Source organism: Roseofilum sp. (assembly GCF_982964205.1).
Genome location: NZ_CEZBFX010000050.1, coordinates 20386 through 34700, shown reverse-complemented (window position 1 = coordinate 34700; position 14315 = coordinate 20386). Strand labels below are relative to the sequence as shown.

General features: G+C 47.0%; 12 protein-coding genes and 1 other RNA gene. 10 read left to right on the top strand and 3 right to left on the bottom strand.

Annotation, left to right across the window (positions count from 1 at the left end; translation table 11 throughout):
* Positions 1 to 237 precede the first annotated feature (237 nt).
* Positions 238 to 2739, bottom strand: coding sequence for a phosphoenolpyruvate synthase (gene ppsA / locus AC3A14_RS13775; protein ID WP_318734384.1), 2502 nt, complete (start codon positions 2737 to 2739; stop codon positions 238 to 240).
* A 400-nt stretch (positions 2740 to 3139) separates the two neighbouring features.
* On the opposite strand from ppsA, the gene AC3A14_RS13770 reads away from it, so the two are divergent.
* Together AC3A14_RS13770 and AC3A14_RS13765 are read left to right on the top strand one after the other, a co-directional pair.
* Positions 3140 to 3532: a winged helix-turn-helix transcriptional regulator gene (locus AC3A14_RS13770; protein ID WP_318734381.1), complete on the top strand. Its 393-nt coding sequence runs from the start codon at positions 3140 to 3142 to the stop codon at positions 3530 to 3532.
* 660 nt (positions 3533 to 4192) lie between these two features.
* The gene (locus tag AC3A14_RS13765) at positions 4193 to 4492 is read left to right on the top strand and encodes a hypothetical protein (protein WP_318701832.1); all 300 of its coding nucleotides are present in this window, start codon (positions 4193 to 4195) and stop codon (positions 4490 to 4492) included.
* An 8-nt stretch (positions 4493 to 4500) separates the two neighbouring features.
* On the opposite strand, the gene AC3A14_RS13760 is transcribed toward AC3A14_RS13765, so the two are convergent.
* The gene (locus AC3A14_RS13760) at positions 4501 to 6396 is read right to left on the bottom strand and encodes an ArsA family ATPase (RefSeq protein WP_318734377.1); all 1896 of its coding nucleotides are present in this window, start codon (positions 6394 to 6396) and stop codon (positions 4501 to 4503) included.
* 191 nt (positions 6397 to 6587) lie between these two features.
* On the opposite strand from AC3A14_RS13760, the gene AC3A14_RS13755 reads away from it, so the two are divergent.
* Both AC3A14_RS13755 and AC3A14_RS13750 read left to right on the top strand, forming a co-directional pair.
* A complete protein-coding gene (locus tag AC3A14_RS13755) occupies positions 6588 to 7139 on the top strand; it encodes a phycobiliprotein lyase (RefSeq protein WP_318734373.1) in 552 nt (183 codons plus the stop codon).
* Positions 7140 to 7253: 114 nt separating this feature from the next.
* Positions 7254 to 7700, top strand: coding sequence for a hypothetical protein (locus AC3A14_RS13750; protein ID WP_318734371.1), 447 nt, complete (start codon positions 7254 to 7256; stop codon positions 7698 to 7700).
* Positions 7701 to 8163: 463 nt separating this feature from the next.
* Here the strand turns inward: AC3A14_RS13750 and AC3A14_RS13745 are convergent, their stop codons facing one another.
* Positions 8164 to 9897 (bottom strand): diflavin flavoprotein, encoded by a 1734-nt coding sequence (locus tag AC3A14_RS13745; protein WP_318701837.1) that lies wholly within the window; start codon positions 9895 to 9897, stop codon positions 8164 to 8166.
* A 249-nt stretch (positions 9898 to 10146) separates the two neighbouring features.
* On the opposite strand from AC3A14_RS13745, the gene AC3A14_RS13740 reads away from it, so the two are divergent.
* The 6 genes from AC3A14_RS13740 (at position 10147) to AC3A14_RS13715 (ending at position 14306) form a co-directional block, all read left to right on the top strand.
* Positions 10147 to 11286, top strand: coding sequence for a 5-(carboxyamino)imidazole ribonucleotide synthase (locus AC3A14_RS13740; protein WP_318734369.1), 1140 nt, complete (start codon positions 10147 to 10149; stop codon positions 11284 to 11286).
* Positions 11287 to 11758: 472 nt separating this feature from the next.
* A non-coding RNA gene (ssrS, locus tag AC3A14_RS13735) (6S RNA) lies at positions 11759 to 11944 on the top strand.
* Positions 11945 to 12063: 119 nt separating this feature from the next.
* Complete coding sequence (locus AC3A14_RS13730) at positions 12064 to 12402, top strand: 2Fe-2S iron-sulfur cluster-binding protein (protein ID WP_318735209.1); 339 nt, start codon at positions 12064 to 12066, stop codon at positions 12400 to 12402.
* Positions 12403 to 12452: 50 nt separating this feature from the next.
* Entirely contained in the window at positions 12453 to 12629 is a 177-nt protein-coding gene (locus AC3A14_RS13725) for a hypothetical protein (RefSeq protein ID WP_318735207.1), read from the top strand.
* Entirely contained in the window at positions 12626 to 13678 is a 1053-nt protein-coding gene (locus AC3A14_RS13720) for a DUF3326 domain-containing protein (RefSeq protein ID WP_318735203.1), read from the top strand. Before AC3A14_RS13725 ends, AC3A14_RS13720 begins: the two co-directional genes overlap by 4 nt.
* 49 nt (positions 13679 to 13727) lie before the next feature.
* Positions 13728 to 14306 carry a CPBP family intramembrane glutamic endopeptidase gene (locus AC3A14_RS13715; protein ID WP_271941967.1) on the top strand — a complete coding sequence of 193 codons (579 nt, stop codon included), beginning with the start codon at positions 13728 to 13730 and terminating at the stop codon, positions 14304 to 14306.
* Positions 14307 to 14315 lie beyond the last annotated feature (9 nt).

Genomic DNA, 14315 nt, shown 5'->3' with positions numbered 1-14315 from the left:
TCTCGTTCCCCAGTAGGGGGTTTGGGGGACTAGTCCCCCAAAGAGATCTCGCACTTAAGCTCAACCAATCATCATTGTTCCTTCTCCCCTTATCCCGAACTCAGGTGAATAGGGAATGGGGAATAGGGAATCTTGCCCATCCAAAACAAAACCGCCCCAGGGTTATTTCATCCCCAGGGCAGTTTGTGTGGATTTTAGATTGCTGAGATAGAGTGAATCCAAAATCCAAACCTGTTATTAGTTAGCCTGAGCTACCTCCAACACCTCATCCATAATGGTTCCCGACTGCTCCATCTTGCTGATATCCAAGATAGTTTTGAGAACAGAATCCGGGTTCAAACTCATGGAATCAATGCCGAGTTCAACCAAGAAGCGGGCGAACTCTGGATAGTCACTAGGCGCTTGACCGCAAATACCAATCTTGCGATTGTGTTTCTTCGCTGCTTTAATGGCAATTTGTACCATCCGACGAACCGCTTCATTCCGTTCGTCAAAGATGTGGGCAACCAAGGCAGAGTCACGGTCTAATCCCAAGGTTAACTGGGTTAAATCGTTAGAACCAATCGAGAAGCCATCAAACACTTGGGCAAATTCATCAGCATAGATCACGTTACTGGGCAATTCGCACATCACGTAAACTTGCAAACCATTTTCGCCGCGTTTCAAGCCATTGCTTTCCATTTCAGCCAACACTTTGCGACCTTCATCGGGGGTGCGGCAGAAGGGAATCATAGGAATCACATTGGTTAAGCCCATTTCATCCCGAACGCGTTTGAGTGCTTTACACTCTAAACCATAGGCTTCGCGATAGTTGGGGTCATAGTAGCGGGATGCACCACGCCAACCAATCATCGGGTTTTCTTCTTTGGGTTCAAACTGACGACCGCCTAAGAGGTTGGCATATTCATTACTCTTGAAGTCGGACATCCGTACAATCACCGGATTGGGATAGAAGGAAGCCGCGATCATGCTGATACCATGGGCCAGTTTGTCTACGAAGAAGTCAGGTTTGTTGTCGTAGAGGGCGGTGAGTTTGGCGATTTCCCGTTTAGCTAACTCGTCTTCGAGTTCGTTGTACCGCAGCAGGGCCAAGGGATGAGCTTTGATGTGGTTGGCAATAATGAACTCTAACCGAGCTAATCCAACACCATCACAGGGAATGGAGGATAAACCGAAGGCTTCTTCAGGATTACCCACGTTCATCAAGATTTGGGTGCGGGTCTTGGGTAGGTTGTCGAGTTGGGTTTCAATGACATCAAAGGGAACTAGACCGTCATAAACCCGTCCTTCTTCACCTTCAGAGCAGGATACTGTGACTTCTTGACCGGTGGTGAGGATTTCAGTGGCATCTCCACAACCGACGATCGCCGGAATACCCATTTCTCGTGCAATAATAGCTGCGTGACAAGTCCGACCGCCTTGGTTGGTGACAATGGCGCTGGCTCTCTTCATGATCGGTTCCCAGTCGGGGTCAGTCTTGTTGGTAACCAAGACTTCACCGGGTTGGAATTCATCGATGCGGTGAACTTCCATGATCACCCGTGCATTTCCTTGACCGATCATTTCACCGACAGCGCGACCGCGAACGGCGATGTCCGATGTGCCTTTGAGTTTGTAGTTCTTGAGGATACTACCGGATTTTTGGGATTGAACGGTTTCGGGACGCGCTTGCACGATGAACAGGTCGCCAGTAACCCCATCTTTTGCCCATTCAATATCCATGGGGGTGTAAGTGCCCCGGACTTCGGAATAGTGGTCTTCAATAATACAAGCCCATTTGGCCAACTGAAGAATTTCATCGTGGTTCAGGCAGAATTTGCCCCGCTCAGATTCGGGAACGGAAACGTTTTTGGTCAGTTTCGATCCACCCAAGTCATAGACCATTTTCAGTTCTTTTGTACCCAGGCGTTTTTCCAGGATCGGACGATAGCCTTCTTTGAGGGTGGGTTTGAAGACGAAGTATTCGTCAGGGTTGACAGCTCCTTGAACTACGTTTTCCCCTAAACCATAGGCAGCAGTAACGAGAGCTGCGTTTTTGAATCCGGTTTCGGTGTCGATGGAGAACATTACACCAGAGGAAGCGAGGTCAGAGCGTACCATTTTTTGTACGCCGACGGAGAGGGCAACATCAAAGTGATCGAAGCCTTTGACGGTGCGATAGGAGATGGCGCGATCGGTGAAGATGGAAGCAAAGCACTTGTGGCAAGCTTTGAGAACGGCATCTACACCATAGACATTGAGGTAGGTTTCTTGTTGTCCGGCAAAACTAGCATCGGGTAGGTCTTCAGCCGTAGCACTAGAGCGTACCGCTACGTCGGTTTCGTTGAGGTTGCCATTGTCTGGATTACCATACCACTGGCACATTCTTTCGTAGGCTTTGGCGATCGCCTGTTCCAGATCGTCCGGGAATGGCGTATCTAGGATCAGCGATCGGGCTTTTTTACCCCGTTGCCGTAAATTGCTCAGATCTTCAACATCCAGATCGGAGAATAACTCTCGCAGTTTGCTTTCTAACCCTGCGGATTGAATGAAGTAGCGATAAGCATGGGCTGTGGTAGCAAATCCATTGGGCACAACCACACCTTTGGGAGTCAATTGTTGGATCATTTCTCCTAGAGAGGCGTTTTTACCGCCAACTAAGGGAATGTCGCTGATGCCAACTTGTTCAAACCAAAGAACGAAAGCTTCATTTTTTTGAGCTTCACTCGTTACATTTCCTAGGGCTAAGGTTTGAGTCATGGTTCAATATCCTCCACGGATTTTTAATTCAATTCGACTTAGCTAGGCAGCACAGTACAGCAAAGTAATACTTTTTAATGGAGTTTTATTTCCACATACTGCCTGAGAAGTTACGAGAGATTAAGTTCTCTCTCAATTTGTTTCAACTTCTGTAATTTTGGACTATCAACTAACAGTTATTAATCGCTTCAAACCTTGATATACCAAGACTTTAGCGTTTTCTGCTGGGCAATTGCCTGTGATAGTGGCTTTGGATTCACTCTTCTCACAGCCTATTACTTTCTATTAAAATTACAAGGTAGGTACGCCCTGAATCCTTAGTTACCTAAAGGGAAAAAATAGGATGTAGTCAGGGATACAAACATATTTAAATAAACATTAAGGTTAGTAGTATTCGCTTATGAACTATCAACGGAACCCCATAGAAACAGAAGTCTCTATCCCAAAGTCTGCCTGTTTTGTACCAAGCTGTCCGATTCAGTTTGTCTTGGACTTGATTAGTTCTAAATGGTCAGTGTTGATTTTGCGGGAACTGTTCCAAGGCGATCGCCGCACCCATGCCCTCCTGGATGCCTTACCCGGTATTAGCTCTAAAACCCTGACCCTGCGTTTGCGAGAATTGGAACACCATGGGTTAGTCAAACGCACGGTATACCCTGAAATTCCGCCCCATGTTGAATATTCAATTACGGAAAAAGGCCGAGAACTTAAACCGGTTCTACTCTCTATTAAAGAACTCGGAGAGCGATGGTTAGAAACATCTTGTTCATGCGATCGCATCAGTAACGGTTAGTTAACATCACCTTTTAATTTCCTAGGGACTGTTGTAAACACTCACTTTCAATTAAACGGGAGCTACAGGACTACTATCATCTTTGTCACCCCCATTCGTAGCTAACCGTTAAGGATTCCATGTCCTCTTGTGTCACTATCCGAAAAAAGGGGGTTAAGCCCCTTACCCCCCAAGGCACAATCAATGGTGTCCTAGGTGGAAAATACAGCGCAAAGCGCTGTAACGGAGTACAGTGTCATTGAGATCAGTCATTGCGAAGGTCACGCAAGTGGAATGAAGCAATCGCAAAATCCCCCAATCTTGGCGATTGCTTCCCTGCGGTCGCAATGACAACTCACATCTACGATCAACAATGTACCTCATAGCAGCGCGAAGCGCTGTAAATAAGAAACTCTTCACTACAGGTTGCTCCCTTGATTGGACTAATTGATCTTCAATTGAATTTTTGAACTTTCCAGTCAGGAATCTTAATCGTTCCTGGCTTTTTTGTATATATGAATACAAAAAAGAGAGGAAATGAAGATTTCCTAAAGAGCCTACACTACATGTAAACTCTTTATAGAGTGATGTGAAGCCTTTGTTTCACAGGTTTTTCACATTCACATCCTATGATCATTCATATCAAGGAACACACAAGCAAGGAATTTGTAGGAGTTGATTATGCCCGTAAGTCTACCATCGATCATCCAAGAACAATTGGTACAACCCTTCAAATATTGGAACAATGGTGTTCAGGACGCTATGTCCTACCAGAATGAGATGTATACTTACGTTCGTTCTTACAGCCAAGAGAATCGCCTACAAGCCTATAGTTATGCCTGTGACATGGCTGAACAAAACATCAAAAGCTGCATTACTTGCTCAGAGAGAGGTTACAAAATTTGGGTGAATCTCAAGTGTGTATCGAATCATCAGTTAGAGACCCATCAAAACCTGAACTTCAGCCCAGCCTTTTCCTAGTCTTCGCTCTACGACGGCTCAAACAGCAGTCGTGCAGCGCCTTGAATCCGCACCAGAGGTTGAACAGAGCGAGGCAAGGAAGGGAGATGAATTACAGTTTGCTCGCTATCACAACCCAATAGGTCATGACGATTAGAAGCATAATTCCACACCACATAAGGTTGACAAACCTCTAGATCCTTTAAAGACTGACTTAATCGATGATGCTCGGCTAAAATTGCTGGTTGATTCTGAACCACACCAATAAACTCAGTATGCCGAGCATCTTTGAGTTTTTTCTGGGCTGCAACTACCCGTTTTCTTAGGGTACGGAGTTCTCCCATAAACTCGGTACGTCCGAGAACATCTTGGTATTTAATCCATAATTTGAACACCCAAGCTAACCAGTCTGCTAAAGCTGTGGGCATTTCTAGAAATCGGAGTAAATGCCCTGTAGGAGCGGTATCCAGGATAATCAAGTCTTGCTCTTGATTCTCTAGGAGTTCCATCACTGCTAAGAGGGCTAAAATTTCATCAATCCCAGGAAAGGAGAGGGAGACCAGTTTACGCCAAGCTTCCGGGCCATAGAGTAATTGTAAATTCTCTTGGGTGGGGGAATCGCCACTGATCATTTCCGCGAGTTCCCACAGATAGGCTTCGCGAAACTGATTGAGCAGGACTTGAGAATCGATTTCAGCGGCTGTGAGGTTGGGGAAATCGATCGCCTGGGGATTGTGGTCTAAAGGCTGTCCAAACGCATCCCCCAAGGAGTGGGCCGGATCGATCGAGATTGCCCGCACTTGACTTTCAGGATGGGTTTGAGCCATTCCCCAGGCGATCGCCGCTGCAACAGTGGTTTTACCCACTCCCCCTTTACCACTAATGATAATTAAGCGGCGCTGTTGGGCAATAAAATCAGGTAAACCCGGTGGGATGCGATCGGGCCAAATCACTTCAGTCGAGGTAATCCTTGCATCCTGCACCCCTACCGGTGACATCTGAGCAATGACCCCATCTAACGCTGCACCTCCCAACGGAGGACTCGGATATTGAGTAATTCCCAACAGAGGTAAACCCTCTGCAAGTTTCTGAAATTGCGGTAGAATCTGTTGCTGCTCTGCATAGCGGTCTCGATCCTCTGGCGATAAATCTTCCGATCTCGCTACCAACCGATTCACCCAAACTCCTCCCAAGGGAATCTGCAACCCTTGCAAAGAACTCACAAAGCGCCGAGTTTCTTCTAAACTCATGGCTTCGGCAATTCCCACAACTACGCAACGGGTGCGGTCTCGATCTTGTAATAAGGCCCGTCCCGTTTGCAGATCGGACTTCATCTCTTGTAAAAACTCATCCCCTCGATCCCCTTGATAACGCCCGGTAAACGCTTGGCTGATAGCGCGATGTTTCTCCTGGAATAAATCCAGCGCTTCTAAAAACCGATCGAGAAAATCCATTAATCCCAAAAGATTGAGCGCATGACCACTAGGAGCCATATCCACCACCACCCGATCCACTTCTTGCTCCCGCAACAAGCGCTGAATTTCTAAGATTCCCATTAATTCATCGAGTCCCGGCCAACTTAAATCCCAGACGGGGGTTAAATCTTCGGCCGCGGCAAAACTTCCTCGTTCAACGAGCAGTTGTAGGACTTCACCGTAGCTCTGTTTGAATTCTTGTAATAATGCTGCTGCATCGAGAGCTTGCACTTCTAAATTGGGCAGATCGGGCAGAGAAAGGCGATCGCCGGTAACTGGACATTGCAACACATCCCCTAGGGAGTGAGCCGGATCTGTTGAGAGCAGTAACACTTTCTCTTGGGGAAACTGCTGACCCCAATACCGGGCAAAACCACAGGAGAGTGTTGTTTTCCCCACTCCTCCTTTACCACTCAAGAGCAATAATTCTAGGCGATCGTATGGATTCATATAAGTTTCTTGCGTCCTAATCCCCTATGGTACAACTTTCGACAACCTAGCTACAGCTTAGGTACGGTTTCGGCAAGGTTGCGCGATCGCTAATCCTGGGATAACATTAAGAAAAGTTAAAATTCTTGACACAAGTTCCCAAATATGGGTTGAAATTGCGTCAACCGACTCTCGCATAAGGAGCAACTGTAGTGATATCCCAAGCAAACTTAGCCCCAACTGCCCTAGAAACGACCCAGGAACGAGATACTGAGCGGTTTTTCCAAGAAACAGTAGGGCGTTGGTCTTCTCAGCGACGCTACTATACGCTACCAGATGGAGACCCCCAAGAAATTTCCAGTATTATTGAAATTACCTATTTACCCCAAGGAAGCGAACCCCTACGGCATTTAGCTCGGTTACATCAGTTGGAAGATGAGACTATGCTGTTATTCGGTTCTGTAGTGAGTTGGGACGCTCAAGAGTCTGTTACAGGGAAAAAGCAGTCTAAGGGAGAAACAGTGATTGGGGTTTTAGGAAACTTGTTATATCGCGATCGCGGTTTTGCCACCTCTAAACCCGTTACAGCAGACTATTATCTCCCTAATCCCCACACCTTGTGCTTGCGCACTGAATACAACCAGTCGGTGTTTGAAGAAGAAATTAAACTGGTGGGTCAGCAATATCGCACCAGGCAAACCATTATCTCCCGTGCAGGAGAAGAACAAATGATTGGTCAATATCTAGAAAAACGGCTTGATTAAACCCATTACTAAGGGGGGTGAGCTGCACTCGAAATTGCCTCGATCCACGATCGTAAAGCATAAGGCGTGAGTGATAATAATACTTGGGGTACTATCGTAAGGAGTACAACTATAGTGTGGCGAACCCTAATTCTATCCCTTCTCTCATTCCCTATCTTTTTAGGTTCAGGGACGACTGTTGCTGAGGCTCAAGTGGCTGATGTACCAGCTTTCGACAATAATGGTGACTTTCAATCATCTCGTGTGCTTGGCAATCGAGGAACTTATCAACAGAAACAATGGTTGGTAGTCGATCCCGATCCAAAGGGTTTAAATTGTCGTGATAACCAGTTTTCTGTTGTCGTGACTCTTGGGTATGGTTCAGTGGTAGATGCTGTTTTTAGCAGTAACCAAGACAATGCGATTAGATCGATCGATGGTAATCCCTGGCTTCGGGTTTCTGCCAGTTTTCTTGATATCCAAACTCGGAATACTGGTGAGCGTTTAGACACTTACATTTGTTATGTTCGTGCCAATAGAGAGTATATCGCACCGATTAACCCGGACTCACAAGACCGATAAGCGACCAGGAGAGGCGATCGCGACTCATGTGGTTAATGTAGTGCATGAGAAAACTCCTGTTATTGTTGTGCTTGAGCGCTGCGATCTACCCTAATAGCGCTAAAGCACAACAACGGAGGAAATATAAAGCACTTTTCTCTGCCATATCAGGTACATTAACGACTGTTTTTAACGATCGCGAGAACAGCGAAATACTCCACCCAATCTGTTGCTTGCTCTCCCTATCTCCCCATCCTGACAAGTGAATGATTTTCACGATTGTGCATCCATAGACCCTCAGAGCGCCCTAAATTTCATAGAGTCATCTCATTCTCCGTGTCCCTGTGTCCCCGTTTCTCCCTGTCTTCCTGACTCGAATCTTAAAATCATTCCCTTGAAAGATCTCCCCATCCCCCTATCACAAAGCAAAGCGCTGTAACTGACCGCTAGTAGGAGTGGATTTCCAACCCACTCCTATCGGGAATTAATAATAACTGCCGGTTTTGCGATGGTGAACGGCGGTTACCCCAGTTTTATCAAAGACTTGACCGCTCTCAACGGTGGCGTAAACCATCCAATGGTCGCCGCATTCCATGCGATCGCCAACCGTACATTCAAGATAAGCGAGAGCATCTTTGAGAATCTTAGCGCCATTTGATGCCGTTTCCGTTTCCAAGCCCACAAACCGGTCTTCTCCTGGGGCAAACTTGCGCGTAAATTGGCGAATTAAGGGACTATTTTCCGGCAAGATATTCAGCACAAAGCGATCGCCCGAATGGGTTAAAGACTCCATCGCCCGATCTTTGGCCACTGCAACCGTTAACCCTGGCGGATTAAATGTCGCTTGAGACACCCAACTGGCGAGCATTCCACTATGTAACTCTCCCCGATGAGCTGAAACCACGCATAGCGATCCGACCACCCGGCCGACTGCTTGAGCGGTGCGATCGCTACTTGATACATTCACCGATCGCTTGGGAGTGCGTCGTTTGAGATCTCTCTTCAACTGTTGAGCAAAATCAATCCCAGCTTCCTTACATTGCTGCAAAATAGCATCCGTAGGAGCAAACTTGACCCGGATCGGCTCAAAGCCAAACTTATATCCAGCATCCTGTAACTTGCTCTCTAAAATATCGATCGCCTCTCCACTCCAACCAAAGGAGCCAAATACACCCGCTAATTTCGTTTTCGCCGCAGTTGATAAGACAATTCCCAAAGCGGTTTGGACTTGGGTGGGGGGATGTCCCGCTAAAGTCGGAGAACCTAAAATAAAGCCGTCACACTTCTCTACCTGGGTCTGAATTTCAGCCGGATCGGCCAGTTCGCAATCGATTAACTCAACAGCGACACTCGATTTCGTAATTCCACGGGCGATCGCCTGAGCTAATGTTCCTGTATTTCCATAAGCCGATGCATAGATTAAGGCTACTGATAAATCCTGTCCGCTTTGCTTCTCACTCCAACTATGATAGAGCTGTGTTAACTCCTGTTTTCCATAGCGTACCAAGGGGCCATGGCCAGGAGCATAAAACCGAGTGGGTTTATCTTTGATCCGGCCTAGAGCCGTCAACACCTGTCGAGGTTGGGCGGCATGGATACAGTCATAATAATAGCGTCGGTCTTCACTATAAAGTTTCCAGCCTTCATCAAATACTTGATCTCCGCAGACATGAGCGCCGAAAAACTTATCGGTAAACAAGATTTGTGATACAGGGTCATAGGTGCAGATGCCATCAGGCCATCGTGGGGTAGGGGTAGGGATAAACTGAAGGTGATGACCTTGTCCTAGATCTAACTCTAGATCCGATCGGTTCACCAATTGCACCTTGACCTGTAATTCTTCGTCTTCCCACAGTTTATCCAGGGCTAACTTAGCTGCTTTTGAGCAAACTAAGGTGAGTTTAGGAGCAAGTTTGAGGAGTGCTTTCAAAGTTGATCCCCGATTAGGATTGAAATGCTGAACGATCGCATAATCAATGGAGGCTAGATCGAGCCGCTCTTGAAGGGCTTTGATATAGTTCTCAGTAAAGGATTCTCCAGGAGGATCGATCAGGGCTATCTTATCGCTTTGAATCAGAAATGAGTTTGCCGTCGTTCCTTTTTGTAGGGAATATTCGACTTCAAATTTTAAACGATCCCAAGTGCGCGATCGCAATAGGGTAGTTTGGCGATCGAGATAAACCACTTGGACATCACGGGGTTTGGTTAGGGAGGACATAAGCTCAAGGCGGAGTGCTTCGCGCTAGGGAATAGGGAATCGGGTTATGGTACATGGCTTTGGGGATGCAACATTGTATTTGACGGGCAGCGGATTCATGTCCGCGATAGGCCAAAACACTGTAACCGTAACTTGTACTAAAATACCATGCATAATGGGTGCAATTAGGGAATAGGCATTCTAGAAATCGAAAAAAACTGAAGCGCAAAGCGCTATAATGGTGGGCTGGCTGATAACGGATAGAGAGAGATGAAAGTGGGACAGAAAACTCGTGTGGGGGCGATCGGAGGTGGACAATTAGCCTGGATGATGGCTTTAGAAGCCCAAGCATTGGGGATTGAATTGATTGTACAAACCCCTAAATCGAGCGATCCAGCCGTCTCTAGAGCTTCGGAGGTTATTTTTGGGGCGATCGCCGATGCGGGGGCTACAGAGCAGTTAGCACAGCGCTGTGAGGCAATCACGTTTGAAAATGAGTTTATTGATTTAGACGCTCTCTTTCCTCTAGAAAAGTCAGGGGTCTGTTTTCGTCCTAGTTTGTCAGCTCTCCAACCCTTATTAGATAAGTACGATCAGCGCTCTTTTCTTCGAGATTTAGGGCTTCCGGTTCCCTCGTTTCAGAATTTAGATTGGCATCAGATTCCGGAAAATCTGCATTTTCCTTTGGTTTTGAAAACGAGAAGACAGGGCTATGATGGCCAGGGAACTTTGATTTTAAAAGATTGGGATCAGTTCCATCAAGCGGCAAAAACATTTGCTGATGTCTCCGTTTTATTAGAGGAATTTGTACCTTTTGAACGAGAATTAGCAGTGATGGCGGCTCGATTTTCCTCTGGGGAAGTTGTTGTGTATCCAGTGGTAGAAACGAAACAAAGAAATCAGGTGTGCCACTGGGTGTTAGTGCCGGCTCAAGTCGAAGAAAAGGTGCGACAAAAAGTTGAAGAAATTGCCCATACATTGCTCAATAAATTAGATGTGATTGGAATTTTTGGTATTGAGTTTTTCTTGACCACAGAATACCAGGTATTAGTAAATGAAATTGCCCCTCGTACCCATAATTCGGGGCATTTTAGCTTAGATGCTTGCCAAACGTCCCAGTTTGCCCAACATTTGCGATCGGTGGCAGATTTACCCGTGGGCGATCCGAGTTTGAAATCTGCCGGAGCAGTGATGGTGAATTTATTGGGCTATGAAGATTCAGAGAGTGAATATATAGAAAAACGGGAGGCATTAGCCCAAATTCCGGGGAGTCATGTCCATTGGTATTGCAAACCTGAAGTGAGACCGGGACGCAAGTTAGGCCATGTTACCGTCTGTACCGATAGCACAGAACGGGAGGCGTTGGTGGCGATCGCCGAAAAAATTGAATCGATTTGGTATCCAGGTTGACATCCACCCCTGCCTAAAGGCGAGGGGATTCCTAAACCTCACGTTAGCGAAACTCCTCCGCAGGAGGCTTTAGGTTTCTGTTTCATCGCAGTTGCCTTCACAGATTTAGTCTGTTTCCGCTTCGCGGACATGAACGGGTCTTACACTCGCTCCGCAGACTGACACGGCAAGCCCTGCCGCCTTATGTGTTGACATCTCAAAGAAGAAATCTTGATGTACTTTGTTGATTCAAGGGTTGGACTGCCCATTGCCCCATCCTCTTTTCCCGGTCTACCGATTTTTCTGCGCCGTTGCGGATTCCGCAATCTTTGAAGTTAGGCTTTCTGTTTCCCTCGTCGCGGGTGGGTCAGTGACCCACTTTATTGTACCGCAAAGCCGTCCTAAAAGGACGGGGTTTTCAACCCATTTTTCTGATAAGAATCTCTAATCTCCCCTAGCCGCCCCCGGAAAATTGGCTTACAATAGCTCTCAAGATAGGCTGCGGCGTTGGTGACTGCCAATAACGTTTTATGATCTATGCTTGACTTAATAAGGGAACTGAACCGAGATCCTAGCAGCAGTAAACCGAGCCAGTACTCGGAAACGAATGCGGGGACTTCAGTACCCACCTGGTAACCCCAGGTCAAAAGCTGAGGCAAGACGGCGTTGCGGTCTATCTCACTCGGAAATTAGGAAATAGAAAATAAGAAAATTAACGCCACAAAGTACTTGAGTGATGATAGAATCAAGGATGCTCTGGAAAGGAGCGCACTTGTGTTTTTCTCTACTGCAATTCCTATGACGAAAACCTTTACTGTTGAAATTCATCACCAAGGAACAAGCTATACGATTGAAGTTCCTGAAGATCGCAAAATTCTAGAGGTAGCCAATGATTATTCTCAAGAAGGAAAATTACCTGAATTACCTCAGTCTTGTTTAGCAGGAGTCTGTGAAACCTGTGCTGTATTAGTGACAGAAGGAAGCGTGCGCTATCGGGATGAGAATGATGCGATGGGGTTGAGTCCTGAGTTGCGCAAGAAAGGATATGCTCTGTTGTGTTCCGCTTACCCTCAATCGGATATTAAATTGGTGACGGAGAAAGAGGATGAAGTCTATGACCTCCAATTTGTGAAATAGTAAAGTCTCAACACCAATGACCCATTACCAGCGCGAAGCGCCATAAATAAATGACGACTCACTTTATTACAGCCGAAATAGATTTACAAGCTACGCCCAACAAACTGCATCAAGAAATTGAAGCAGAACTCGAAAAGCGGGGAGAACCTTTGCGTTGGGCAGTGACTGCTGTGGATGAAGAGCAGCAAAAGGCGACGGTAGAAGCGGTGGCGATCCAAGAGGCGTGAATCATCGTCCCTATACGGTTGTTTTAATTATCCCGACGGGCATTGGTGCAGCCATCGGGGGCTATGCAGGAGATGCCCTACCTGTAGCTAAAGCGATCGCCTCCATAAGCGATCGCCTGATTTCCCATCCTAATGTCCTGAATGGTGCATCCCTCTATTGGAATATTCCCAATGGTTTGTATGTGGAAGGCTATGCCCTAGATCGGTTTGCTGCCCAAGACTGGGGACTGCGCCCCGTAAATAGTAACCGCATTGGCTTACTGTTAGATCGGGCGATCGAGCCAGAGTTGCGCACTCGTCATCTCCAAGTAGCCGATGCAGCACGGGCAACCTTGGGATTAAACATTACTGGATATGTAATTACCGATCGCCCCTTAGAAGTCCAGTTAACCCAGGGAGAAAGTCATGCCAGTTGGGGAACTCTCGGCAACCCGGATAGCTTACTCAGAGCAGCGGAAAAACTGAAAGAGGAACAGGGAGCAGAGGCGATCGCCGCAGTCGCCAGGTTTCCCGACGATACCGACAGTGAAGCCTTACAAAACTATCGCCAAGGACAAGGTATAGACCCCATTGCCGGCGTAGAAGCCATTATCTCCCATCTTGTAGTTCGCACCTTGGGCATCCCCTGTGCCCATGCTCCTGCCCTGCAACCCCTCTCCCTCAATCCTCAGCTCTCCCCCCGTTCTGCGGCTGAGGAACTCGGATATACTTTTTTGCCCTGTGTTTTAGTCGGACTCAGTCGTGCCCCCCAACTCCTGACTCCCTTGGCTCCCTATTCCCCCCAACCGACTGATATTTGGGCCGATCAAGTCGATTCGGTGGTGATTCCCGCAACAGCCGGTGGGGGGAGTGCTATCTTAAAGTTAAGTCAAACCTCGACTTGCATCATTGCCGTGAGTGAGAATACAACCGAGATGCGATCGCCTCCAGAACTACTCAAAATCCCAGTGGTGCGAGTAAACTCTTATTTAGAAGCCCTTGGAGTCTTAGTCGCCCATCGGTCTGGGGTAAGCCTAGAATCTCTTGGGTCGAACCTATTGCCTTTATAGGGGAAGGGATAAGCGACCCCAAAATTGACCTTTCTTCACCTAAATGCCTGTGAGTGACCAACATAATCCAGACTTGGAACCCATGACTCGATCGCAAATCCTGATTGCCATGGGAGTGACTGCCGTTATTCTACTGATTATCGCTAAACTGTGGTTGGCGATCGGTTCGATCGTGCATCTTCGCGCTCAATGGGAACTGGGTAAACTGGCGATCGGTATCTTGCTTGGTCTAGGGATTACTGCTGCTAGTGCCCTAGTTTATAGTGTATGGCCAGCCTATCGCCAAAGTGCCGATGTTTACCTCGGTCTTGTTCTCAAACCCTTAACCTATCCCGATATTCTCTGGTTAGGCTTACTGCCGGGTTTAAGCGAAGAATTTCTCTTTCGAGGGGTGATGCTCCCTGCCCTAGGATTGAACTTTACTGGTTTGATCTTATCAAGCCTCTGTTTTGGTGTTTTACACTTGAGTGGTAGCAATCAATGGCCGTATGTCATTTGGGCGACCCTAGTCGGACTAGCCCTAGGATATAGTGCTTTAGCCACCGGTAACTTACTGGTTCCGATTTTAGCCCATATTCTCACGAATCTAGTCTCTAGTTTCACCTGGAAAATGGGCAATCCAACTTAAGCCGTTAAT

What these genes read in the sequence shown, in the direction of transcription:
- ppsA (WP_318734384.1), bottom strand. Translation starts at nt 2,739, where the DNA reads ATGACTCAAACCTTAGCCCTAGGAAATGTAACGAGTGAAGCTCAAAAA.
- AC3A14_RS13770 (WP_318734381.1), top strand. Translation starts at nt 3,140, where the DNA reads ATGAACTATCAACGGAACCCCATAGAAACAGAAGTCTCTATCCCAAAG.
- AC3A14_RS13765 (WP_318701832.1), top strand. Translation starts at nt 4,193, where the DNA reads ATGCCCGTAAGTCTACCATCGATCATCCAAGAACAATTGGTACAACCC.
- AC3A14_RS13760 (WP_318734377.1), bottom strand. Translation starts at nt 6,396, where the DNA reads ATGAATCCATACGATCGCCTAGAATTATTGCTCTTGAGTGGTAAAGGA.
- AC3A14_RS13745 (WP_318701837.1), bottom strand. Translation starts at nt 9,897, where the DNA reads ATGTCCTCCCTAACCAAACCCCGTGATGTCCAAGTGGTTTATCTCGAT.
- AC3A14_RS13740 (WP_318734369.1), top strand. Translation starts at nt 10,147, where the DNA reads ATGAAAGTGGGACAGAAAACTCGTGTGGGGGCGATCGGAGGTGGACAA.
- AC3A14_RS13730 (WP_318735209.1), top strand. Translation starts at nt 12,064, where the DNA reads ATGACGAAAACCTTTACTGTTGAAATTCATCACCAAGGAACAAGCTAT.
- AC3A14_RS13725 (WP_318735207.1), top strand. Translation starts at nt 12,453, where the DNA reads ATGACGACTCACTTTATTACAGCCGAAATAGATTTACAAGCTACGCCC.